This window comes from Undibacterium sp. Ji83W (assembly GCF_049340385.1).
GTDB lineage: Bacteria > Pseudomonadota > Gammaproteobacteria > Burkholderiales > Burkholderiaceae_D > Undibacterium.
Genome location: NZ_JBMPOZ010000006.1, coordinates 79589 through 102039, shown reverse-complemented (window position 1 = coordinate 102039; position 22451 = coordinate 79589). Strand labels below are relative to the sequence as shown.

The window sequence follows — 22451 nt, the reverse complement described above, 5'->3', positions numbered from 1 at the left end:
TAAATGAAGTTCAGCTACTGGCCTGAGCTGCTTGCAGCGCCGATCTATCCCTTGCTGGCATGGCAGGGGCGGCGCACCCGAGCGGTGACACCACGCTTGCCTGAAGCCAGTGACCAAGCATATGGGCTGTGGAGTCATACCCATCCTGCTGTGGATAACTTGCGGGTTCTGGGCATAGGCGAGTCACCGGTTGCGGGTGTGGGCGTGGCTAATTATAAAGAATCCATCACGGCACAACTGGCCAAAGCACTGGCTGGCAAACTCGATACTGCTGTGGAATGGCAGGCTTTGGGGCAAAATGGCGCACGCCTGTCCTGGGCCAGGCAAGCTTTGCCAGCATTTCGCCAGGCGCAAAGCGATGCATCGCCAGCGTGGGATCTCATTCTGGTCGCTTTTGGTGTCAATGATACGACCAGCTTTTGCCCCGTTAATAGCTACCGCGCAGAATTGCAAGGCCTGTTGGATGAATTGCAGATGTTGCTAAAACCAAGTGGTCTTATCGTGTTGGCGGGCGTGCCACCGATGCAGGTTTTTCCCGCCTTGCCCGCTCCTTTGCGCCAGGTTTTGGGCATGAAAGCGCGTGCGCTGGATCAAATAAACCGCGAAATGGCAGCATCCCGGCAGCAGGTTTTGCATTTGCCGTTTACCGCAAATCTTCAAGATGTGCGCCAGATGGCCGAAGATGGCTACCATCCGTCAGCACTTGGCGTTAGTATTTGGGCAGAAGAATTAGCAAAAACATTTCTGCAAAATCGTCAAGAAAAATAATATGGCTTTGGTACTTATGCACAATTTCGCTTGCACGCGATTTATGTTAAAAAACGCGAATTTCTCATAAACTGGTATTCCTTCCCAATAAAATCAATGACTTACAGAATAATCCTGTTAACCGAATTTAAAATAAATCAGTAAACTGGCATTCTGTCATTTCTATCCACAAAGTTATCCACAGTTTATTGCCGGAAATTTTGCTGAAAATTGCGCCACTTGCTGCAGATCAGATGCCTATCCTGCGCGCATAGGCGATAATGTCGCTTATACAGCAATAGACTGCGTAGTTTGACAATGTCAGTAGATAAGCAGATGCACGCAGCGTCACCGAAAGCCCTTATGTCCATGAATTTTGCCCCGCTCAAAAACGATACCTTCCTGAGAGCCTTGTTGCGCCAGGAAACTGATTACACACCACTATGGTTGATGCGCCAGGCGGGCCGTTATTTGCCAGAATACCGTGCCACCCGCAAAGGTGCAGGCTCTTTCCTGAGCCTGGCCAAGAATCCCGGCTTTGCCACTGAAGTGACTTTGCAACCTATAGACCGTTATGGCCTGGATGCTGCCATCCTGTTCTCTGATATTTTGACCGTACCGGATGCGATGGGCCTGGGTCTGTACTTTGAAGAAGGCGAAGGCCCGAAGTTTGAGCGCCCGCTAAAAGATGAAAAAGACGTCATGGCACTCAAAGTGCCAGAAGCAGGCAGCCTGCAATATGTATTTGATGCAGTAACGCAAATCCGCACTGCGCTGGATGGCCGTGTACCGCTGATCGGTTTTTCCGGCAGCCCATGGACGCTGGCTTGCTATATGGTAGAAGGCCAGGGCTCGCGCGACTTCCATACAGTCAAGAGCATGATGTACAAGCGCCCGGACCTCATGCACCACATCCTGCGCACCAATGCCGACGCTGTCGCTACTTATCTGAATGCGCAAATCGATGCCGGGGCCCAGGCCGTGATGATATTTGACAGCTGGGGTGGGGCGCTGGCGGATGGGGCCTATCAAGAGTTTTCGCTATCTTATATGCGCGATATCGTCAGCCAGCTGCAAAAAGAGAAAGATGGCAAGCGTATTCCTGCCATCGTCTTTACCAAAGGTGGCGGTTTGTGGCTGGAACAACTGGCTGATATCGGTGCAGATGCCCTGGGCCTGGACTGGACGATGAACCTGGGCCAGGCACGCGCCAAGGTTGGTGATAAAGTGGCCTTGCAGGGTAATCTTGATCCGGCGGTGCTGTTTGCTGAACCGTCGCAAATTCGTCAGCAGGTAATTGCCACTCTGGATAGTTATGGCAAACCTGCGGCTGGTCATGGCCATGTATTCAACCTGGGTCATGGTATTTCGCAATTTACGCCAGTTGAGTCAGTCAGCGTGCTGGTCGAAACGGTGCATGAATATAGTCGTCAACAGCGTCAAGCCTAGCAGGTAGCGGTATTTGTTTATAAAATATGCATGGTTTTTCGCCACTGACTGATTACAAAGTGGCTTGTCCAGCCAGTATTTCTGGTCAGGCCAGTGGCAAAGTATGGGCTTTTAGGCACTGGTAAAACAACAAGTGCCGGAAATGCTTGTCTTTGCGTTATGTTGCTCTGCAAAACATAGTCCTGGCGTGCTTTTCCAGCCCGAAAGCTGTGGAAAACCAATGGATTAGCCGCAGTAAAATTTTGCATTTCTATGCACATTTTCTGTTACTTATGCACAAAATCGGGGCGACAAAAAATATTTTCAAAAATATTTTTTTGTCTTCCAGCATTTTTTGTAAGTCATTGATTTTAAAAGACTAAATTCTAGGCGCTGAGATAGGGCATTCTGTGGAAACCCACGTAAACGCTAGCGAAAACCGATGTCAATAGATCTTTCTCCACAAAGTTATCCACAGAAACTGTGGATATGTCAAAAAGCCTTATGAAATCAATAGTTAGCGCTGATTTTCATGTTCAAGCTTAGATCGTGAAACAAGTTTATTTACGAGTAGCCCTTGATACCCCCCTTGACAGCACCTTCGATTATCGATGGACAGCACAAGAAGAGGGCGGTACTACTGTAGCCCCGCCCCAGATTGGACAACTGGTCGCTTTGCCATTTGGCCGCCAGGAAGTAGTTGGCCTGATCATGGATGTGGTGAGCGAGACCGAAGTCCCGTCCGCCAAGCTGCGCGACGTCATCGCCGTCAGGCACGAGTTGCTGGCCATGAACAAGGAATGGCTGGCGCTATGTCAGTTTGCCGCCGAGTATTACCAGCGTCCCATAGGCGAGGTGGCGATACCTGCCTTACCCAAGAATTTGAAAGCCATCAAAACGGTTTCCCTGCAACGCGCCATCAAGAAGCTGGACAAGTTGCCAGAACTGGCCGATGTCAGCCCGGTGGGCGAGCCGCAATTAAATCCTGAACAGCAAGCTGCCGTGGATGCGGTTGCCACTGCCGAGGGCTATGCCCCGCACCTCTTGTTTGGGGTCACAGGCAGCGGCAAGACTGAAGTGTATTTGCAGACGGCCGCCAAAGTACTGGCAAAAAACCCGGATGCCCAGATCCTGATCCTGGTGCCAGAGATTAATCTGACGCCGCAGCTGGAATCCCATATCCGCGCCCGTTTCCCCGGCCTGATGCTGTCTACCCTGCACAGCGGTATGGCAGAAGGTGAACGCATGTTGCACTGGCTGGCAGCACATACGGGTCGTGCCCGTATCGTGCTTGGTACGCGCTTGGCCATGCTGGCATCCCTGCCCAGGCTGAAACTGCTGATCATCGATGAAGAGCATGATCCTTCTTACAAGCAACAGGAAGGCTTGCGTTATTCCGCGCGTGACCTTGCCGTGTGGAGGGCGCGGCAACTGTCTATCCCCATCTTGCTGGGTTCTGCCACGCCTTCGCTGGAAAGCTGGCAGGGCGCGCAGACTGGCCGCTACCGCCTGTTGGAATTGCGCGAGCGGGCAGTTCAGCACGCCGTCTTGCCCATCATACGCATCATTAACCTGGAAAGAGAAAAGCCCAGCGAAGGCCTGACGCAAAGGCTAATAGGCGCGATTAAGCTACGTCTGGAGAAGGGTGAGCAATCACTCCTATTCTTGAATCGGCGCGGTTATGCACCTGTGCTGGCCTGCGATGCCTGCGGCTGGATCAGCAATTGCACCCGTTGCACTGCCCATCTTGTCTTGCATAAAGGCGACCACAGGTTGCGCTGTCACCATTGCGGCCTGGAACAACGCATACCTCGCTCATGCCCGACTTGCGGCAATATCGACCTGCAACCTTTGGGCCGCGGCACCCAGCGCATGGAAGAAAGCCTGGCCTTGCTTTTCCCGGAGGCAAGGGTATTTCGCATCGATGCCGACTCCACCCGCCTCAAAGGCAGCGCCGCCGCTGCCTTTGAACGTGTGCATGCCGGTGAAGTCGATATCCTGATAGGCACACAAATGGTGGCCAAGGGGCATGACTTCAAACGCCTGACCCTGGTGGCAGCGCTCAATCCGGACGCTGCCCTGTTCTCGCAAGATTACCGCGCCAGTGAACGCCTGTTTGCCCAGCTCATGCAGGTCGCAGGCCGGGCCGGGCGGGCTGCACAAAAGGAAGGCGGCAATGCATCCGAGGTGCTGGTACAAACCCGCTACCCGGACCATCCGCTCTATCATGCGCTGATGGCACACAATTACCCGGACTTTGCCAAAGACTTGCTGGATGAACGCCAGCAAGCCCACATGCCGCCTTTCATGTACCAGGCTTTATTGCGGGCAGAAGCCAAAGAGCTGGAAACCGCCATCGCCTTTTTGAAAGAAGCAGCGCTTTGTACCGAACATCAGGGCATCATGATCAATGACCCCATCCCCATGACCATGACGCGGGTGGCCAATGTGGACAGGGCGCAATTGCTGGTCGAATCAGTCTCACGCCCGGCGCTGCAAGCCTTCGTCAAAGCCTGGATAGCAGATTTGCGCGCCATGAAAAGCCGGGTCAGGTGGTCGGTGGAAATTGATCCTGTGGATATCTAAGTACTTACCCACATGCGCCTGAGATTTGTGATCAGTTAAAATTGCTGTTCAAACCTGCCAATGAACACAAAGATTGCACCATGCCACTCAGCCCTTACCTGACCACCTTTCCTGAAATATCCGAGAATTGCTACCTCCACCCCAGTGCCCAGATCATCGGTGATGTACAAATCGGGCCGGACAGCTCGGTCTGGTGCAATGCCGTCTTGCGTGGCGATGTCAATCACATACGCATAGGCCATAGCAGCAATTTCCAGGACCTGGCCATGGGCCATGTCTCACACAAGAATGCCAGCAAGCCTGCCGGTTCACCTTTGATCATTGGTGATTATGTGACGATTGCCCATTCCGTCATCCTGCATGGCTGCAGCATAGGCGATGAATGCCTGATAGGCATGGGCAGCATCGTCATGGATGACGTAGTTATCCACAAGCATGTCATGCTGGGTGCCGGCAGCCTGGTGCCACCGGGCAAAGTGCTGGAAAGCGGCTATCTGTATGTAGGCCGCCCGGCAGTCAAAGTCCGCGCCCTGACTGCGGAGGAAATCAGCTATTTCAAATACTCAGCCGAGCACTATGTGCGCATCAAGAATAATTACCTGGCCAGCGTCGCTGAGCAGCCATCTGAATGAACTTGAAAACGGCTTTGTGGTCTGAACCTGGCAAACTATTTTTGAGAGATTTTCAAACATCCAAATAGAAGGACAGGACAGCATGAATGCAACACAGGCTGGCGAATACTGGATTACCACAGACAAGGACAAGATCGACATTGATCTTGTGCATCAATTCCTGACAACCGAGAGTGGCTGGGCTACCGGCATTTCACGAGCTGTGGTAGAAGAATCCCTGCGCAATTCCCTGTGTTTCAGCATTTTCCAGCAAGACCGCATGGTGGGCTTTTGCCGCGTCATCACCGACATGGCGACCTTTGGTAACCTCGTTGATGTGTTTGTCGTGACCGACATGCGTGGCAAGGGCATCTCCAGATTACTCATGGAAGAAGTCATGGCCCATCCGGTGGTAAAAAAACTGCGCCGCTTCACACTGTCCACCAGCACAGCTGCTGGCCTGTATGAAAAGTTTGGTTTCACGCCACTCAGCAAGCCTGAAAATTTCATGGAAGTATATAAACCCAGGATTTACCTGGAATAAATCTATCCCGTGCTCACCCACTCGCCCACTTTCAGGAAGCGGGTTTGTAATTCAGTTCACCCACATTGCTGGCCTCAAAATACATCATCATCTGACGCTGGCTGCCTTTTTTGATATCAGTCACTTTCTTGACGATCTGGTCTGAGCGGGTCGCCTTGTCATGATAGTGGGCTTCAACTTCGTAGCGGCCTTCAGGCAGGGCCAGGAATAGCCAGGGGCCATCCAGGCTGGTGCTCAGTAGCACGGCCTTGGTTTTTTCACTGCGGACGATGACTTTGATATCCGCCAGATAAGCGCCCGATTTGCTGGCGGCAGTACGCAGCCACAAGCTGTATTGCCCCGCCTGCTGCTGCAACTCTTCCCGTTCTGTACTGCCTATGCCGCCAGATACACAAGCGATATCCTTATTCGAGCAATTACTCCCCGCCGCCAGCACAGGCATGCTCAGGCAGAGCGAAAGTGACAAGGGCAGCAACATGGCTAATTTTGCATATTTCACGGCATGGTACTCCAGCGTAAAGTGTTCAGGTCAGGAATCAATATACTAGAACTCATTTCATCAATAGGGATGAGATGCGTTTGCCTCATAACGCGGGCTGGCCAATGGTAAAACTATGGACGAGGCAGTCAATAGCTTTGCCTATTGATAACAAGTCCAACACAGTCCAGCACGCGTTATGAGGCAAACCCTTCGGGAACTGACGATTTGGGCGCATTGCTGCGTGCAGTTTATTACCTCGCCCTCGCTAAGGCACCAGCCTTAGCTTCGCGTCACGCCTTGCACTGCATCCCAAATCGTCTTGTTCGCACTCACCCCTATTGATGAAATGAGTTCTAAGCTCGGCATTAGAGTGTTTGAGATGAGTCAAAGTTGCAACAACCTACCTGCTATCGCGCTGTTTATGCTTGTCTGGGAGCATGAAACTGCGGCATATTGAAAGTGTTCAAGCGATATGTATTCAAACCAGAGCTTCATTGCACAGCCGACCATCCTTTCCCATTCAACATGCTTTCATCCCTGCTTAAACCTGCGATAGCCATCACTTTGGCGCTGGCCTTTGCTGCACCATACCCGGCTCAAGCGCTGGAGTCTGCCCTGAGCCTGAAAGACATTTATACCAGCACGGTGGTGCAGCAAGTCCAGCCGCCGCCAGAAGACCTGCAACTTTATGTAGACCAGATGACGGTCGCACTAGCCAGTACCAGTATCAGCAATCTGTCATCACAATATATTATGCTGGTCGACCGCAATCCCAAAGTCCAGGTTGCCATGTTGTTCTGGCTGGACCAGGAAGGGCAGTATCAGTTCATAGGTGCTTCACCTGTATCGACAGGACGCTCCCCCGGCTTTGAACATTTTGAAACCCCGACAGGTGTGTATACCCATAGTCTGGCCAATCTGGATTATCGCGCTGAAGGTAGTAAAAACAGCAAGGGCATACGCGGTTATGGTGCCAAGGGTAGGCGCGTATTTGATTTTGGCTGGCAAAAGGCCAAAAAAGGCTGGGGCGACAAAATCATCGCCGACATGCGCCTGCAAATGCATGCCACGGACCCCGGCATACTCGAATCGCGTCTGGGCACGGTGCAATCCAAGGGTTGTGTGCGCATACCAGGTACCTTGAACTTCCTGCTGGACCGTTATTCCGTACTGGATGCCGACTATATACAGGGGTTGGCAGAGGGCAAGAAATTCTGGGTACTCGACAAAAACCGTGAAGACAATCCATGGGCTGGACGCTATATGGTCATTGTCGACAGCGGCAAAGAGCAAAAGCCCGAATGGGCCGCTTATATACCACCTGCACCACCGGCATCACGCAAAGCGGTGAAACCTTCCTGAGTTTTAGCAAAAGCGATAGCTGTCCCTGAAATCGACTAAGATATCCCTGTCAGGATATTTAAATCACTTCAGGGAACCCTCATGTCTATAGAAACCTGGTTGCTGTATGTCGTTGCCGTACTGGTATTGACCATTACCCCCGGCCCTGCCGTGTTGATGTGTATCACCAATAGCATCAATTTCGGTGCCCGCATGACTCTGTTCCCGGCCTTGGGGAATATCACCTCCCTCATCGCCATCATGACTTGCTCGGCAATAGGCATCGGTGCCATCCTGGCGACGTCGGCGCTGGTGTTTACCATCATCAAATACCTGGGCGTGGCTTACCTGCTATATCTGGGTATTAGCAGCTTGCGCGCCAAGAGCAGTGATTTTGTCTTGCCAGCAGAAACCGAGCTGCGCGGCACCCGCCTGCGCCTGTATGTCAAAGGCATGCTGGTCGGTATCAGCAATCCCAAGGCATTACTGTTCTTTACCGCCTTCTTCCCGCAATTCATCAACCCCGCTGCCGCCAAGCTGCCGCAATTTTTGGTCTTGTGCACCACCTTTGTATTTTTTGAATTCAGCGTGCTGATGCTGTATGCCATATTTGCCGAACGCATGGGGCCGTGGCTGCGCTCCAAGGGCAAGGCAAAGATGTTCAATCAGTTTTCTGGCGGCGTATTTGTGGCAGCGGCGGGTTTGCTGGCAACAGTTAAACGTGCGAATGACTGAGGAGAAAATCATGTCACATAGCAAAGCGTATAGTGAAAACGGTTTTTGGGAAAAGCTCAAGAAATATGCACAAGCGGCAGGCAGCGAAGTCATAGAAAAAGTGCTGTGCCTGTACTATGCAGCGCAAAGGCCGGAGACACCAGCCTGGGCCAAGACTGTCATCTTCGGGGCATTGGGTTACTTCATTTTTCCGCTGGATGCAGTGCCCGATATGCTGCCTGTGGTTGGTTACAGCGATGATCTGGGTGTGATCGCTGGTGCGCTGGTGACCGTCAGTTTTTATATTACGGATGAAGTGAAGCAGAGCGCCAGGGATAAGATGAAAGGCTGGTTTGGCAGTGGGCAGGTTTGAAGTATTGCCTTGCCAGGCTGCCTTAAAGCTCAAACCCGCTCAATCCAGTTCAAGGCTAACTGGATTGAGTCAATATTTTTATCTGTAAAATAATCGGATGTTCAGCCAGCAGCCTTCCTGGTAGAATTTTTTATAAAGTCACCGTGCCTGAACCGTAATGCTGACCAGTCTTCATCAATCGCCACCATCCTCACCGTATCAAACCCCGCCGCCTTGATCACATCCCAGCCAGTATCGCGGTTGAATTCACATTGATATTTTTTCGAGCTTCCCTTGGGATAAGCAAACCACAGCAGGGCATCCCCTTCTACCAGCTTGCTCAAGGCCAAAGACATCTCATCGAGCTCTTGCTGCTTGCTGACAAACACCAAAGCAAACCTCAGCTTCTTGACGCCAGACAATTTCTTGAGCACCTTGACACCCTCCAAAGCCGCGATTTCTGGCTCAAACGATGCCGGTGCATGCAAGACCAGGATTTCGCTCTGATCTTTGAGATTCAATTTGGTAAAAATGGCAGACATAGTCACTCCATGATTTATAGTTGCTCACCCAACTCACGAATCTTGCGCATGGTCAAAAAATTAGGCAAGAAGCGCCACGCAGCAACAGCCAGGGCCAATAGCAATATCCAGTAAAAATTGCCGCCCCTGAAAAAAACTGGCACAGCGATAACGGCAATGACAACGAAAATCTGCATCTCCTGCCCCGCCCAGCCCTGATTTTCTGTGCGTCGTGCCACCAGGCTATCAAGCAGGCGTGATATTTTTGCAGCAATATGCTCTACGCGTAATGCCGCTTTTTTTGCTTCCTGCCATGGCAGTTCTGTGCTGGCAGAGGCGCGCAGTTTTTCCAGCAATACATAATACTCGTCCAATGTCTTGTGCAAATCTTCTACCGCACTGGCAGGCAAGAGACTGTCAGTGGCCGCCACACGCAGCGCCTTGATAGTGCGCAATACTTCCTGCTTCATGGCCAGTGCAGCATCCTGGTCTGAAGTGCGCTGCCAGGTCTCGGCTTTTTGCTGGCGTTCAACGGCTTTTTGCGCTTCCGGCAACAGGGCTTCCAGTACCAGCAGCGAAGCGACCGGCATTTGTTCTATCTCACCCAGCGCAGCCAGCCAGGGGCAATAGGCTCTCAGGCCAGCATAGGCGACTACCAGGCGCTTGCGCAGTCGTTCTGGCCAGCGTTCATCATAGGCCAGCGCCAGCACTCGCGCATGCAATTTATGCAGGGGTGCGCTGTCATCTGTATCAAGGCCGTACATGAGTTTGTCGATATTGCTATGTTCACCCGGTAATTGCTTGCTGGCATAGTCTTTCACCAGGCCAAAAGCTTCTTGCCAGGCCTGCTCGATTTGCTTGCAGCAATGCTGCCATTTTTGCACGATACTGGCGACCTCTTTGTTACCAGCGTCGGCATAGGCTTCCAGCACACCATAGTTATAGAGCTGGTTCAGCCAACTGCTGGCGGCTTCATCGCCTTTCAGTGCACGGTTGGCATAGCTGAGTATGGCGGGCAATTCTATGGTTTCACCACGCCAGACAGGCGGTATACCGGGTGCCAGATGCAGGATCAGGCGCAGTAACTGGACATCTACCGAGAGCTTTTTATCCTGGCGCATATCCAGCAAGACCCGCACTGAGTTCTGGTCTTTTTGTACGTCGCGGAACCAGGCCAGCAATTGCGCATTCGATATGTCCCTGACGCCATCATCCCAGTTGCGGGCCAGCGCCACTGCCAGTTGTTCGCGGGTGTGGCACAGATACTGGCCTATATGATACGGCTCGCGAAAACCGCCCATGGCCATGGTTTCAACGGCATCTGGCAAGCTGGCATCGCGCGCCAGCCAGCGCATGATCTGTTCCTCACCCCAGCGTTTTTTAGGGTCACGCAACAGCAGGCCGCGCAACAGTTTGCGCAGATAGGCATCCGGCACGGCATTGAGTTCAAGCTCGCGCGTGGTCAGGTGGTGCAGGATCACGGCTTCTGACAAACCGGCAAACGGATGCTGGCCCAGAGCCAGCTCCAGCATGATCATGCCCAGCGCCCAATAATCTGCCTTGGCATCGATGACGCCGGACAGGCTTTCTGGTGAGGCATAGGGCAAGGTGCGTGCCGTGCCTGTCAACCTTTGCGTGGCATCCAGCACAGAAGAGATACCAAAGTCAGTGAGTATCAAATCGAGCGGCTGCAGCGTGCGCACCAGGATATTCTCAGGCTTGAGGTCGCGGTGGAGAAGTCCGGCTTTATGCACACTGGCGATGGCAGTTGCCAGTTCACGTACTATGCTTTCCAGCATGGCAGGATCTGGTCGTTTGTCTTGTACGAATTTTTTTAATGAACCAAGCTCACAATACTCCATGAGCTCATAGGCATGACCATCCGAGACACCCGCTTCCAGCACGACCACGCGGTGCTCGGCTGGTACTGCTTGCAGTCTTTCCCTGACTTCAGATTTGCCATATATGCCGTGGCGATATATCTTGGCGACGCGCTGTATGGCAGAGGTATTTTCCTCTACCAGTAACAGCTCGGCCTCTGCCCCCAAGGTTGGCAAATGATGCAGTATTTTGTAGCGATCACGCAGGGCTTGCGGCAATGACAACAGGCTGTGAATCTGGCTATGAAACTCGCTGCTATCTGGCGTTGTTGCTGCTAATTCCTTGATCAAGGGGCGATTGCAATATACGCATAGTTCACTACCGGGCGGATTACTTTGCTCGCAATCTTCATAGCTGCAAATTAATTCTGTCGCGCTGACGATTGCCTGTTTTACTTCAACTTCAGGTTCTGCCTGTTCGCGCTTTTCCATCAAGTCCACACCAGACAACAAGGTGCCGCAAACACAGCGCATGACTTCGGGCGCGTTTTCGGTTTCGCATGCGGGGCAGCGGCGTATGTAGGTCTGGCTCACTCAGGGTCTCCAGCTGACGCTATCAAATGTCAAGCCGCGGCTGGCACATAATTGTTCCAGTGCCTGCATGTCACCACGCGCCGGTATGCCTACATACCATACACGCTGTCCATCTATCATGGTCTGTATGCGCTTGTCCTGTTCATCGATGGGGGCATCGACATAGCTTTGCATGCGCGTCCTGGCGCGGTCTGACAAGAGCACCAGCGGCTGATTGGATGAGCCGCGCCAGGCCTGGATCAGTGGCTTGCTGGCGATAAAAGGTTCCGGGATAAGGGCATCGAGTTTTTGCAGCAAGTCTGCATGTTTCTTTTGCAGGGTTGCGAGTGGATAACCGCTATAGCAGAGTATGTCGAAATCCATCCCTGAACTGTTGCGCCAGTGATGCAAACCATCGAGCAAGGCATGCAGGGCTTTGGGCTGCTCAAAAGGTTCTCCACCTGAGATGGTGATGCCATCAAATTGCCCGGCACTGACTTCGCGGCACCAGCTCAGCAAAGCTGCGACTGTCATTTCCTTGCTGCCATCCCTGGCCCAGGTATCTTGCGAGACACAGCCCTTGCAAGCTATGCTGCAACCCTGTACCCATATACCTATGCGCCTTCCCGGCCCCAGTACCGTGACCGGGAAATGCGCTTTATTGATGGCAATCTTCATGCTAATTGCAGGCTCAGGCTGATGACTTTATCGGCTTCGGTAATCGCTGTCACGGTGACGCGTTGCTTGCCCTCAAGTTCCTGTTCAAACAGGGCGCGTGACAAGGGATTGATGAAATTCGATTCCAGCTGGTTGCCTACACCACGGCCACCATTGCTAAGATCTCGTATGCAACGTGCCAGCAATTCATCGCGCACCGTCGCTGGCATGGCCAGTTGCAGTTTGAGCTCTTCCTGCAAGCGACGCGCGACATTGCGTAGCATGCCATCAAAAATCTTGGCGGCGACTTCGGCAGAAATAAAATCAAAAACCACGATATTGTCACCGATGCGGTTCAATAATTCTGGCCGTGATAAATTGAATTTGAAATAATTACCTATGGCTTCGCGCACCTTGAATTCCACGGTTTCATAGCTGTCGCCTGGTTTGACATTTTCATGGCGTTGCCCGTGATTGTCTTCTACATAGATACCGAGATTGGAAGTGAAGATCAAAATGGTTTCAGAAAAATACGCAGTGTCACCACGGCCATCGGTGAGGCGGCCATCTTCGAGTATCTGCAAGAATTTATCGAGTATGCGCGGATGGGCTTTTTCGATTTCATCAAACAGCACGACAGAAAAAGGCTTTTGCCTGACGGCGTTGGTGAGTTCGCCACCAGCTTCAGAATCAATGAAACCCAGCTGGGCACCGAGCAACCTGGCGCTGGTATGCTCTTCTGCAAATTCACTCATGTCAAAACGTGTGTAAGCCGCCTCATCGCCAAACACCAGTTGTGTGAGGGTCTTGGCCAGTTCGGTTTTACCGACACCGGTAGGGCCCGCAAAAAACAGCACCCCGCGTGGCCGGCTACCGACCGAGCGTGTTTGCGCCCCAGTTAAACTCATGACCGAACGCTTCAGAATATCTAGGGTCTTGATGACTGCAGGACGTTGGCCCTTGACCCGGTCTTCGATAAAATTTTCAGCGTCGCGTATCTTGTCACGCAGGTATTCCTTGCGCCAGGGGTTATCCAGCACCCCAACTTTATAGCAGCGTACTGCATCATCTATATCACTGATAGCGAGTTTTTGCCGGTCCGCCAGCTCAGTGATATCTGCCAGGGCAGACAGGGACATGCCATCCGTTCCTTCAGTAAAAGCTTTGACGAATTGGGTGCGGACATCAGCTTTCGCATCGACAAACCCGGCAAACAAGGGTGCCAGTTGTTGTGCCGCAGCCTGGCGCATTTCAAAGTCGGGTTTGCCGATATGCAGGGTCGCAATCCGTTCACTATCGAGCGTGAACCAGGATGGCAAATCCTGCGCACGGTTAAGCAGCCACAATATGGGATTGTATAACGGTGGTCCACCATTCTGACGCGGGACTATGGCAGAGGCATTCAGCGAGATTTTTTCTGCAGCGACAAAGAAGCGATGTTCAGCCTCACTCAATTGGTCAGCCTTGCGGGTAATGCGTGAGGCAAAATCGAGGACCAGGGCGCAACGTACTTCGCGCTCAGCACTGAGTTTTTTCATCAGCTTGCCCAGGCTTTCGAGGCTCATTTGTTGACAGCCTTCCGTCAACTTCACATCGAACAGGCGAGCGGCCAAATCACGTTGTGCCGCCTCGTCAGGATAGACACGCAAGCCATCAACCGTGTCGAAGACAAGCAAAAGGCTGTAGTCCTGGTTTTTTAAAAACTCCCACAAGGCACGGTTAAACGGCACCAGGGTGGCACTGCCAGATGCTGTATCAAGCGGCAACAAAAAACTGTCACGTATGCTGCCAGAAACCACATATTGGGATCGTATAGGCAGCAAACGCTGCAGATCTTGCAGCCAGCGTGTTTCAGGTACGTTCATGGCAATTTGTTGCTACGTTGTTGTCTATGATTTTGAATTTGCTCTTCTTCTGAAAATTGCGGCAGCTTGTCTTCCACGACCAATTGTACTGGCAGTTCACCAGCCTGCAATAGTCGGGTTACTTGCATTTGTATGCCACGTGCTTCGAGCGCGGCCATTAAAGTCGGGAATTCGCTGCACCAACGGTCCTCTGCCAAATGATCGAGTACGCTACGCTCATTCTCATCTTGTTTGACGGCTCGTACGACATTGAAATTGGCCTGCCCGGTTTTGCTGTCTATACGCATGCGTACCATGTATTTATCCCAACTGCTACGGCGAAAATGAACGGTGCCGCCCTCTACAAACAGGGTATGGGATATTTCTTCGACCTGGTAGCCAAGGTCTTTCAAAGTCTGTTCCAGTATCAGGGCCTGGGCTTCATCTACCTCACGCTTTTTCTCGACTTCCAGCAAATTCTGGATGTGCAGACGCAAATCGCTGGCAAGCAGATCAGCCCGCTCACCGGGCAGGGATATTTCCAGCTCTTTTGCCATTCCTGCGATATCTTCTGGTAATTGTGGCAGGTGGGCGACGCGTTTCAGCAAGCGCGCCAACCGATCTTGCGGCAGAGTTGCACTGCTGGCCGTTGCTACATCAAAATCTGTCTGATCAAAGAGGGCATCGGCCCGTCTGGCTGACTCTTGCAAAAGCACAGGTCTGAGCTCATACACCAGTGCCTGCAAGTTACGCAGGTAAGTAATGATTTCCTGCTCATCCGCTCCTTGTGGAGACAGCGGACGAATAGCCTGTACCTGATCACTGCAGCCTATTTTTTCAGCCAATAGCAATAAATCGGCATAGTCTTGCTCTGTCGTTTGCAATTGCTGCTGCAAAGCCTGTTGACTCAAGCCAGTTGCAGCACGCAGGCGTTCTTGCAGAATGGCTTGCCGCTCATTCTGTTGCGTGCGCAAGAGCCCGGCATCCTGATGCGCCTGCTTGACAGCCATGGCAGCACGTATGCCTACTGCTGACAGCAAAACCCGCATCGCATCGGCTCTGGTCAAAACGGTGGTAGGACCGCTCATAAGCCCTGTTCAGGAAGTTGCAAGAAAACATAATATAGCATGCACAAGAAAACCCTAGCCATGAGCCACAGACTTATGCAGCCGCCTTACTGGATTACAGGCTTATTGGAACACACAGTAGCCAGTAATCAACCAGCGCTGATCGACTTTGACGAACTTGAATTCAGCTTCCCACTGATAGGGTGAAACCACGATAACACTGGCTTTGTCACCATCCAGCTTGATAGTCTTGGCCTTGATTTTCTTGATGAAAGACTGCTTGTACTCATACTCCTGAGCACAAAAGAAGATATCCATGTCTTCTGTTTCCATCAGAGGCCCACGGCCATCCTTGGCCATCTGGGCAAACTCGGCATCTGTATAAGCCTTGAATTGCTGCTGGTACTTGCCATAGTAACGCTCCAGCGTTGCAGGAAAGTCTGGTGCAAAATAGCCGGAAGCCATGAACTTGCCACTGAAAGTCTTGAGGTTTTTGGTATCCAGCTGGAATTTCTTGCTGCCCGCAATATCCTTGATTTGCGGCTGCAGGGCTGAAACCTGTTTGCCATTTTTCACTACCCAGCCATAAAAACCCTGCACGCCAGCCATCAATGCCTGTTCATCCTGGCTGTTTGCTTTGACTATTGGTGCATTGCTCAATAAAGCGGCAACCAGAACTATGCTGAGACCGGTTTTCATATTTGCAGCCTTCATGAGTAGATTTGCAGATTCGACAATAAGAATGGTAACTCATTCATGCTGGAAAATCGTGGTACTTGTGGATAAGTCGCCACCTGTCCCGCATCGCCAAACCAGCAGGCTTGCATATCTGCCGCGATGGCGGCCTGTATGCCTACCTTGCTGTCTTCAATCACGACGCAATCTGCTGGTGAAAAACCCATTTGCCTGGCGGCGTGTAAAAACAAATCTGGCTCTGGCTTCCAGGAAGAAATGTCATACGAGCTGAAGATATGCTCACCAAAAAACTTGCTCAATCCGGTCAGACTTAATGCTTTCCTGATTTTCTGCTGCGGCCCGGCAGATGCCACACACATAGGCAAATCCAGTTGCTGCAAAACTTCGATGACGCCGGGAATAGCCTGCAAATGTTCATCGAATAATAAGTCCACTGTGCGTCGGTAGCTGTGGATAAAATTCTCATCCAGATGCAAGCCATGCTGCAGCGACAAGGCACTACAAATATCTGTCAATTTGCGGCCACGAAACCGCTGTGCCAGTTCAGCGAGATTTTCTTCTATGCCGTAGCGCTGTAATTCTATCTGCAATCCAAGGTTGCACAGGCCCTCGCTATCCACCAGCGTGCCATCACAATCAAAAATCAGGCAGATAGGTCTATTCATTCGTGAGCGCGAATGATGACACAGGGATGTTCCAGCTTGCCATCACCATAGGTACGCAAGACTTCTGCCACGACGACCTGATAACCATCCAGCCAGTTGGCCTGGGCAGCCTTGGCTTGCTGGTGTATGGGATTGGCGATCAAGGCCTGCAGGGCTTCCAGGCTGTCCCAGTAATATACATTTGAAATCTGGCCCGTAGCCGCGTTTTCCCAAGTCTCTTCACCGAGATAACCGGGCGTGGATTTAGCCAAGCTGGCTATCTGTTCATCCAGCGCATAAAAAACATCGTCGTACTGTTTTTTCTTGAAAGTGAACGTAGATGTGTACATGCGCAAGCCCGGCTGATTAAAAGAGTTGCAAATCATACATAAATTTGTAGATTTCTTGAGTTTTATTTCATGGTTGATCATAGTTTGAATATTGACCGTAACGATGATGATGTTGTTTTGATTTTTGCAGCGGTCAGTGTCCGCGTTCTTACAGTGGATTAATCTCCTAGCGCAAGGCCAGATTATCATGCAGGCAGTGAAACAGGGGCTCAGACCAGGCGTATTGATTGCTCGGTTCAGTATATAAAAACCGTGATATTCCCCATTCATGCACTGGTCTGCGCTTTTCCCTGTACTGTCTATACTGAATACTGGCAAGGCTTTCCAGCCTGCCAGGGTGTTGGTTTGGTGTTTTATATTTTTACACGCAGATAAGCTACATCATTTTATGCATATAGATGTCAGCGCCGCGGATGCTAACCTCGCCCCATAAGAATTTCATACCGGAGCATTCATGTCTGACCCTATTCGTTTCTATTACCAAGGCCAAATCCAGCAGGTCAGCAATGCTGCGCCTACGCGCACGCTGTTGCAGCATCTACGTGAAGACTTGCATTGCACCGGCACCAAGGAAGGTTGTGCCGAGGGCGATTGTGGTGCCTGTACAGTAGTCGTTGGTGAAATGAAACATGGGCAGCTGGAATTGCAATCGGTTAATTCCTGCATACAATTCCTGCCCACGCTTGATGGCAAAGCCGTGTTTACGGTAGAAGACTTACAACAAAAGAATGGTGAACTGCATCCTGTGCAACAGGCGCTGGTGGAATGCCATGGTTCGCAATGCGGCTTTTGCACGCCGGGGTTTGCCATGTCCTTGTGGAGCCTGTACCTGAAAAAAGAAGGTAATACTGTCCCGCCATGCCGCAAGGAGATAGACGAAACCCTGTCTGGCAACCTCTGCCGCTGCACAGGTTACCGCCCCATCATCGACGCCGCAAAGCGCATGGGTGAGTTGCCTGCGGCTGAGTTTGACCGTGCGGCTGTCATCAGTGGCCTGCAAGGTTTGCAGCGTGGCGAGATGTTCAGTTATACGGCTGATGGCCAGACTTTCCATGCGCCGCGCACTTTGCAGCAACTGGCTGAGGTGCGTGAAGCTAATCCCAGGGCCACCATACTGGCAGGTTCTACCGATGTCGGTCTTTGGGTGACCAAGCAAATGCGCGACCTGGGCAATATCATTTATGTGCGTGAAGTCGATGAGTTAAAACACATCAAGACCGTGGATGGCATGCTGGAGATAGGTGCCGCCGTATCACTGAATGATGCCTATGGCGCAGTCTGCCAGCATTATCCGGATGAACTGACCGAGATGTGGCAGCGCTTTGCTTCGCAACCCATACGCAATACCGGCACGCTCGGTGGCAGTGTTGCCAATGGTTCGCCGATTGGTGATTCAGCACCCTGGATGATCGCCCTGGGTGCTGAGATAGTCTTGCACAGTGTGCGCGGCCAGCGCGTTCTGTTGCTGGAAAGTTTTTACCTCGACTATATGAAAAAGGATATGCAAGCTGGCGAATTTGTCGCAGCCGTGCGCATACCTCTGCCTAAAGCCGGACAGCAATTCCGCACCTATAAACTCGCCAAGCGCTATGACCAGGACATCTCGGCCGTCTGCGCCGCTTTTGCAATCAATCTGGATGGTGACATCGTGCGTGATGCACACATCGCCTTCGGCGGTATGGCCGCTACCTCACGCCGCGCACCGCTGGCCGAAGCTGCCTTGAACGGGCAAGCCTGGAATGAAGCGACAGTGAAAAATGCGATGGCCTTGCTGACGCAGGATTACACACCGCTGACCGATATGCGTGCCAGCAATACCTACCGCATGCAGACAGCACAAAATCTCTTGCGCCGTTTCTGGCTGGAGACACGTACCGATGCGCCGCTGAAACTGCAAGCCATCAATGTCTTTGCACCCGTCACCGTCACAGCTTAAGCTCAGGAGAAAACATGAATACCCAAACTGAAGCTTTCCTGACTGACAAAAACCTCGCCAAAGACAATGCAGACTGGGCAGAGGTAGGTAAATCACATCCGCATGAATCAGCAGTCTTGCATGTGCTGGGCGAGGCACGCTATACCGACGACATCCCTGAAGTGCAGGGCACCTTGCATGCGGCGCTTGGCATGTCGTCCAAGGCGCATGCAAATATTGTGTCCATGAATTTTGATGCAGTCAAAAGCGCACGTGGCGTCGTGGCGGTATATACCGCCAAGGATATCCCAGGCACCAATGACTGTGGCCCCATCATCCATGATGACCCCATCCTGTCAGAAGGCCTGGTTGAATATGTAGGCCAGCCCATCTTTATCGTCGTCGCCGATACGCATGACAATGCACGTCGCGCCGTGCGCAAGGCCGAGATAGTCTATGAAGAATTGCCAGCAATACTGACACCGCAAGAAGCAAAAAAAGCCCAGTCCTTCGTCCTGCCGCCTATGCGTTTGCAACGTGGTGATACACAGGCCGCGTTCGAGCGTTCACCTCGCCGCGTCAAGGGTGAATTGTATGTGGGTGGGCAAGAGCAGTTCTACCTCGAAGGCCAGATTTCTTACGCGATACCGAAGGAAGACCGTGGCATGCTGGTGCTGTGTTCTACCCAACACCCCAGTGAAATGCAGCATGTGGTGGCCCACGCACTCGGCGTACACAGCCATAACATCGTGGTTGAATGCCGCCGCATGGGCGGTGGCTTTGGTGGCAAGGAATCACAATCTGCTCTATGGGCAGCAGCGGCTGCAATCTCTGCCGTCCACCTGAAACGTCCGGTCAAGCTGCGTGCTGACCGTGATGACGACATGATGGTGACAGGCAAACGCCATTGCTTCCATTATGATTATGAAGTCGGTTATGACGATGAAGGCCGCATCATTGCTGCCAGGGTAGAGATGGTTTCGCGCGCCGGTTATTCTGCCGATTTGTCAGCACCGGTAGCAACCCGTGCAGTCTGTCATTTCGATAACACCTACTACCTTGGTGACGTCGATATCCGCGCCATGTGCGGCAAGACCAATACCCAGTCGAATACCGCCTTCCGTGGTTTTGGTGGCCCGCAAGGGGCGATTGCGATTGAATACATCGTCGACAATATCGCCCGCGACCTGAACAAGGATGCGTTGGAGATACGCAAGATCAATTTCTATGGCCGCAATGATGAAGAGGGGCGCAATATCACCCAGTATGGCCAGAAGGTTGTCGATAACGTCATCCATGAACTGGTGGCAGAACTCGAAACCAGCAGCGAATATCAACAGCGCCGTGCTGACATTAAAGCGTTCAACGCCAGCAGCCTCGTCCTCAAAAAAGGCCTGGCACTGACGCCGGTTAAATTTGGTATCGCCTTCAACGTCACGCACCTGAACCAGGCTGGTGCTTTGGTACACATCTATACCGATGGCTCGGTGCTCGTTAATCATGGTGGTTGTGAAATGGGGCAGGGCGTGAATACCAAGGTGTGTCAGGTAGTCGCCCATGAGCTGGGCCTTAACCTGGACAAGGTACGCGCTACCGCCACTGATACCAGCAAGGTTGCGAATACCTCGGCCACAGCTGCTTCGACGGGTGCAGATTTGAATGGCAAGGCTGCGCAAAACGCCGCGCATACCCTGCGCCAGCGCCTCGCTGAATTTGCAGTAAAAACTTATGGTGGCGAACTGGCAGACATACGCTTTGCGGCAGGCCTGGTCAGTGTCAATGGGCTTGATATCCCGTTTGAAGCCCTGGTGCAAAAAGCCTACCTGGCGCGGGTGCAATTATGGTCTGACGGTTTTTATGCGACACCGGGCTTGCACTGGGACCCCAAGACCATGAGCGGTAATCCCTTCTCTTACTATGCCTATGGTGCTTCGGTATCTGAAGTCATTGTCGATACCCTGACTGGTGAATGGAAACTCTTGCGTGCCGATGCGCTCTACGATGCCGGTAATTCTCTGAACCCTGCCATTGATATCGGCCAGGTGGAAGGTGCGTTCATACAGGGCATGGGCTGGCTGACCACAGAAGAATTATGGTGGAACAAGGGTGGCAAGCTGATGACGCATGCACCTTCAACCTACAAGATACCGGCGATTTCTGATTGTCCTGAAGACTTCCGCGTGAGCCTCTACAAGAACCGCAATGTGCAAGACAGCATACACAGGTCCAAGGCCGTCGGTGAACCGCCTTTGCTGTTGCCGTTTTCTGTTTTCTTTGCAATACGTGATGCGATTGCCAGCGTGGCAGAGTACCGCTACAACCCGCCGTTGAATGCACCGGCAACCAGTGAAGCGATTTTGTCCGCCATCAATGGCGTAGAAGCAATGGCAGCATCATCCAGCCAGGAAAAGTGAGCCGCATATGAAGCTTTGGTTAAACGCTATCGCCAGTCAGTCCGCACCCAAGATACTGGTGACGGTCGCTACTGTCTTGGGTTCCGGCCCGCGTGAACCGGGAGCCAAGATGCTGGTCACGGCAGATGAATTATTCGACACCATAGGTGGCGGTCATCTCGAAATGAAGGCAACAGAAATTGCCCGCAGCATGCTGGCCATGCCCGAAAGCCAGCTTGCCGCCCAGCGCCGCTTTGAACGCTTCCCGCTAGGCCCCAGCCTGGGGCAATGCTGCGGCGGCGTCGTACACCTGGCCTTTGAACGCGTGCAGGCTGATAGCCTGGCTTATCTGAATTGCCTGAACCAGCGTTGGCGGTTAGGGCAGGATAGCTGGCGTTTGCTGGCGCTGGACAGTGCGCAAGCGCCAACCTTGTGTGATGCCAATGGCACCCACCTGACAGGCCCGGCCTGGCCCGTGGGTTTGCCAGTGCAAATCGATACCAGCAATCCCTGCCAGGTCTTGACCGATAAGGCAGGCCAGCGCTGGCTGCTGGATTCCTGCCTCGCTTACCGCGCCCACCTGATGTTGTTTGGTGCTGGCCATGTCGGTGCCGCCATCGTGCGTGCCATGGCTGACTTGCCTTGCCGTATCACCTGGGTCGATGAACGCGAAGACATGTTCCCCACCAGGCTGGCAGCCAATGTCACGGTAGAAGCGACGGATACGCCAGAAGCCTTGATCGCCAAGGCAGCACCAGGAACATCTTTCCTGGTGCTCACACATAGTCATGCACTGGACCAAAAACTGTCTGAACACATCCTGCGCCTGCCAGACGTGGGCTGGTTTGGCCTTATAGGCTCACAAACCAAGCGCGTGCAGTTTGAACGCCGCCTGCGTGAACGCGGCATACCGGCTACCCGTCTCAATGACATGGTGTGCCCCATAGGTTTGCCCGGCATACATGGCAAGCAACCCGCAGTGATCGCTGCCTCCGTGGTTGCCCAGCTCTTGCAAGTCTGGGAAGAGCATGAAATTCATCAGCAAAAAGAACTCAGCCGCGTGCTTGCGCGTATAGGCGCTGATGTTTTTGCATCTAATACAGAAAGACAGGCAAGTGGACTGTAATAGTAAAAACGGAAGTGAAAGACGCTTGCCCGGCGATCAGG

Annotated in this window: 21 protein-coding genes; 11 read left to right on the top strand and 10 right to left on the bottom strand. The window is 52.4% G+C overall.

What is annotated here, in order from left to right:
* Nucleotides 1-3: 3 nt before the first annotated feature.
* Together ACO0LD_RS12365 and hemE are read left to right on the top strand one after the other, a co-directional pair.
* Nucleotides 4-768 carry an SGNH/GDSL hydrolase family protein gene (locus ACO0LD_RS12365; RefSeq protein WP_423007130.1) on the top strand — a complete coding sequence of 255 codons (765 nt, stop codon included), beginning with the start codon at nt 4-6 and terminating at the stop codon, nt 766-768.
* 342 nt (nt 769-1110) lie between these two features.
* Nucleotides 1111-2196 (top strand): uroporphyrinogen decarboxylase, encoded by a 1086-nt coding sequence (gene hemE / locus ACO0LD_RS12360; RefSeq protein WP_423007128.1) that lies wholly within the window; start codon nt 1111-1113, stop codon nt 2194-2196.
* Nucleotides 2197-2213: 17 nt separating this feature from the next.
* On the opposite strand, the gene ACO0LD_RS12355 is transcribed toward hemE, so the two are convergent.
* On the bottom strand, nt 2214-2444 hold the full coding sequence (locus ACO0LD_RS12355; protein ID WP_423007127.1) for a hypothetical protein: 231 nt from the start codon (nt 2442-2444) through the stop codon (nt 2214-2216).
* A 280-nt stretch (nt 2445-2724) separates the two neighbouring features.
* On the opposite strand from ACO0LD_RS12355, the gene ACO0LD_RS12350 reads away from it, so the two are divergent.
* From ACO0LD_RS12350 to ACO0LD_RS12340, 3 genes are all read left to right on the top strand, one after another.
* Nucleotides 2725-4761 (top strand): primosomal protein N', encoded by a 2037-nt coding sequence (locus ACO0LD_RS12350; protein WP_423007125.1) that lies wholly within the window; start codon nt 2725-2727, stop codon nt 4759-4761.
* Nucleotides 4762-4841: 80 nt separating this feature from the next.
* The gene (locus ACO0LD_RS12345) at nt 4842-5393 is read left to right on the top strand and encodes a gamma carbonic anhydrase family protein (protein WP_423007123.1); all 552 of its coding nucleotides are present in this window, start codon (nt 4842-4844) and stop codon (nt 5391-5393) included.
* Between the two features lie 82 nt (nt 5394-5475).
* On the top strand, nt 5476-5916 hold the full coding sequence (locus tag ACO0LD_RS12340) for a GNAT family N-acetyltransferase (protein WP_423007121.1): 441 nt from the start codon (nt 5476-5478) through the stop codon (nt 5914-5916).
* A 31-nt stretch (nt 5917-5947) separates the two neighbouring features.
* Here the strand turns inward: ACO0LD_RS12340 and ACO0LD_RS12335 are convergent, their stop codons facing one another.
* The gene (locus ACO0LD_RS12335; RefSeq protein ID WP_423007119.1) at nt 5948-6415 is read right to left on the bottom strand and encodes a hypothetical protein; all 468 of its coding nucleotides are present in this window, start codon (nt 6413-6415) and stop codon (nt 5948-5950) included.
* A gap of 507 nt (nt 6416-6922) precedes the next feature.
* Here ACO0LD_RS12335 and ACO0LD_RS12330 point away from each other — a divergent pair.
* From ACO0LD_RS12330 to ACO0LD_RS12320, 3 genes are all read left to right on the top strand, one after another.
* Nucleotides 6923-7759 (top strand): L,D-transpeptidase, encoded by an 837-nt coding sequence (locus tag ACO0LD_RS12330; protein WP_423007117.1) that lies wholly within the window; start codon nt 6923-6925, stop codon nt 7757-7759.
* 81 nt (nt 7760-7840) lie between these two features.
* A complete protein-coding gene (locus tag ACO0LD_RS12325; protein ID WP_423007115.1) occupies nt 7841-8473 on the top strand; it encodes a LysE family translocator in 633 nt (210 codons plus the stop codon).
* A gap of 10 nt (nt 8474-8483) precedes the next feature.
* The gene (locus tag ACO0LD_RS12320) at nt 8484-8825 is read left to right on the top strand and encodes a YkvA family protein (RefSeq protein WP_423007113.1); all 342 of its coding nucleotides are present in this window, start codon (nt 8484-8486) and stop codon (nt 8823-8825) included.
* Between the two features lie 101 nt (nt 8826-8926).
* Here the strand turns inward: ACO0LD_RS12320 and ACO0LD_RS12315 are convergent, their stop codons facing one another.
* The 8 genes from ACO0LD_RS12315 to ACO0LD_RS12280 form a co-directional block, all read right to left on the bottom strand.
* Nucleotides 8927-9346, bottom strand: a complete 420-nt coding sequence (locus ACO0LD_RS12315) for a hypothetical protein (protein ID WP_423007111.1) — start codon at nt 9344-9346, stop codon at nt 8927-8929.
* A 14-nt stretch (nt 9347-9360) separates the two neighbouring features.
* Entirely contained in the window at nt 9361-11739 is a 2379-nt protein-coding gene (locus ACO0LD_RS12310) for a protein kinase domain-containing protein (RefSeq protein ID WP_423007109.1), read from the bottom strand.
* Nucleotides 11740-12396 carry a 4Fe-4S single cluster domain-containing protein gene (locus tag ACO0LD_RS12305; protein ID WP_423007107.1) on the bottom strand — a complete coding sequence of 219 codons (657 nt, stop codon included), beginning with the start codon at nt 12394-12396 and terminating at the stop codon, nt 11740-11742.
* The gene (locus tag ACO0LD_RS12300; RefSeq protein WP_423007105.1) at nt 12393-14240 is read right to left on the bottom strand and encodes an AAA family ATPase; all 1848 of its coding nucleotides are present in this window, start codon (nt 14238-14240) and stop codon (nt 12393-12395) included. The genes ACO0LD_RS12305 and ACO0LD_RS12300 overlap by 4 nt, the downstream gene beginning before the upstream one ends.
* Nucleotides 14237-15307 (bottom strand): hypothetical protein, encoded by a 1071-nt coding sequence (locus tag ACO0LD_RS12295; RefSeq protein ID WP_423007103.1) that lies wholly within the window; start codon nt 15305-15307, stop codon nt 14237-14239. Before ACO0LD_RS12295 ends, ACO0LD_RS12300 begins: the two co-directional genes overlap by 4 nt.
* Before the next feature lie 102 nt (nt 15308-15409).
* Entirely contained in the window at nt 15410-16000 is a 591-nt protein-coding gene (locus ACO0LD_RS12290) for a hypothetical protein (protein ID WP_423007101.1), read from the bottom strand.
* Nucleotides 15997-16647 (bottom strand): HAD-IA family hydrolase, encoded by a 651-nt coding sequence (locus ACO0LD_RS12285; protein WP_423007099.1) that lies wholly within the window; start codon nt 16645-16647, stop codon nt 15997-15999. The genes ACO0LD_RS12290 and ACO0LD_RS12285 overlap by 4 nt, the downstream gene beginning before the upstream one ends.
* Nucleotides 16644-16976 carry an antibiotic biosynthesis monooxygenase family protein gene (locus tag ACO0LD_RS12280; RefSeq protein ID WP_423007097.1) on the bottom strand — a complete coding sequence of 111 codons (333 nt, stop codon included), beginning with the start codon at nt 16974-16976 and terminating at the stop codon, nt 16644-16646. Before ACO0LD_RS12280 ends, ACO0LD_RS12285 begins: the two co-directional genes overlap by 4 nt.
* Nucleotides 16977-17430: 454 nt before the next feature.
* Between ACO0LD_RS12280 and xdhA the strand changes: the two genes are divergently transcribed.
* From xdhA to xdhC, 3 genes are read left to right on the top strand one after another with little or no spacing between them, the layout of a single operon-like run.
* The gene (gene xdhA / locus ACO0LD_RS12275) at nt 17431-18912 is read left to right on the top strand and encodes a xanthine dehydrogenase small subunit (RefSeq protein ID WP_423007095.1); all 1482 of its coding nucleotides are present in this window, start codon (nt 17431-17433) and stop codon (nt 18910-18912) included.
* Nucleotides 18913-18926: 14 nt separating this feature from the next.
* Nucleotides 18927-21305 carry a xanthine dehydrogenase molybdopterin binding subunit gene (xdhB, locus tag ACO0LD_RS12270; protein WP_423007093.1) on the top strand — a complete coding sequence of 793 codons (2379 nt, stop codon included), beginning with the start codon at nt 18927-18929 and terminating at the stop codon, nt 21303-21305.
* 7 nt (nt 21306-21312) lie between these two features.
* The gene (gene xdhC, locus ACO0LD_RS12265; protein WP_423007091.1) at nt 21313-22410 is read left to right on the top strand and encodes a xanthine dehydrogenase accessory protein XdhC; all 1098 of its coding nucleotides are present in this window, start codon (nt 21313-21315) and stop codon (nt 22408-22410) included.
* The last annotated feature ends 41 nt before the right edge of the window (nt 22411-22451 follow it).

What these genes read in the sequence shown, in the direction of transcription:
- ACO0LD_RS12365 (WP_423007130.1), top strand. Translation starts at nt 4, where the DNA reads ATGAAGTTCAGCTACTGGCCTGAGCTGCTTGCAGCGCCGATCTATCCC.
- hemE (WP_423007128.1), top strand. Translation starts at nt 1,111, where the DNA reads ATGTCCATGAATTTTGCCCCGCTCAAAAACGATACCTTCCTGAGAGCC.
- ACO0LD_RS12355 (WP_423007127.1), bottom strand. Translation starts at nt 2,444, where the DNA reads ATGCAAAATTTTACTGCGGCTAATCCATTGGTTTTCCACAGCTTTCGG.
- ACO0LD_RS12345 (WP_423007123.1), top strand. Translation starts at nt 4,842, where the DNA reads ATGCCACTCAGCCCTTACCTGACCACCTTTCCTGAAATATCCGAGAAT.
- ACO0LD_RS12340 (WP_423007121.1), top strand. Translation starts at nt 5,476, where the DNA reads ATGAATGCAACACAGGCTGGCGAATACTGGATTACCACAGACAAGGAC.
- ACO0LD_RS12330 (WP_423007117.1), top strand. Translation starts at nt 6,923, where the DNA reads ATGCTTTCATCCCTGCTTAAACCTGCGATAGCCATCACTTTGGCGCTG.
- ACO0LD_RS12325 (WP_423007115.1), top strand. Translation starts at nt 7,841, where the DNA reads ATGTCTATAGAAACCTGGTTGCTGTATGTCGTTGCCGTACTGGTATTG.
- ACO0LD_RS12320 (WP_423007113.1), top strand. Translation starts at nt 8,484, where the DNA reads ATGTCACATAGCAAAGCGTATAGTGAAAACGGTTTTTGGGAAAAGCTC.
- ACO0LD_RS12315 (WP_423007111.1), bottom strand. Translation starts at nt 9,346, where the DNA reads ATGTCTGCCATTTTTACCAAATTGAATCTCAAAGATCAGAGCGAAATC.
- ACO0LD_RS12305 (WP_423007107.1), bottom strand. Translation starts at nt 12,396, where the DNA reads ATGAAGATTGCCATCAATAAAGCGCATTTCCCGGTCACGGTACTGGGG.
- ACO0LD_RS12300 (WP_423007105.1), bottom strand. Translation starts at nt 14,240, where the DNA reads ATGAACGTACCTGAAACACGCTGGCTGCAAGATCTGCAGCGTTTGCTG.
- ACO0LD_RS12295 (WP_423007103.1), bottom strand. Translation starts at nt 15,307, where the DNA reads ATGAGCGGTCCTACCACCGTTTTGACCAGAGCCGATGCGATGCGGGTT.
- ACO0LD_RS12290 (WP_423007101.1), bottom strand. Translation starts at nt 16,000, where the DNA reads ATGAAGGCTGCAAATATGAAAACCGGTCTCAGCATAGTTCTGGTTGCC.
- ACO0LD_RS12285 (WP_423007099.1), bottom strand. Translation starts at nt 16,647, where the DNA reads ATGAATAGACCTATCTGCCTGATTTTTGATTGTGATGGCACGCTGGTG.
- ACO0LD_RS12280 (WP_423007097.1), bottom strand. Translation starts at nt 16,976, where the DNA reads ATGTACACATCTACGTTCACTTTCAAGAAAAAACAGTACGACGATGTT.
- xdhA (WP_423007095.1), top strand. Translation starts at nt 17,431, where the DNA reads ATGTCTGACCCTATTCGTTTCTATTACCAAGGCCAAATCCAGCAGGTC.
- xdhB (WP_423007093.1), top strand. Translation starts at nt 18,927, where the DNA reads ATGAATACCCAAACTGAAGCTTTCCTGACTGACAAAAACCTCGCCAAA.
- xdhC (WP_423007091.1), top strand. Translation starts at nt 21,313, where the DNA reads ATGAAGCTTTGGTTAAACGCTATCGCCAGTCAGTCCGCACCCAAGATA.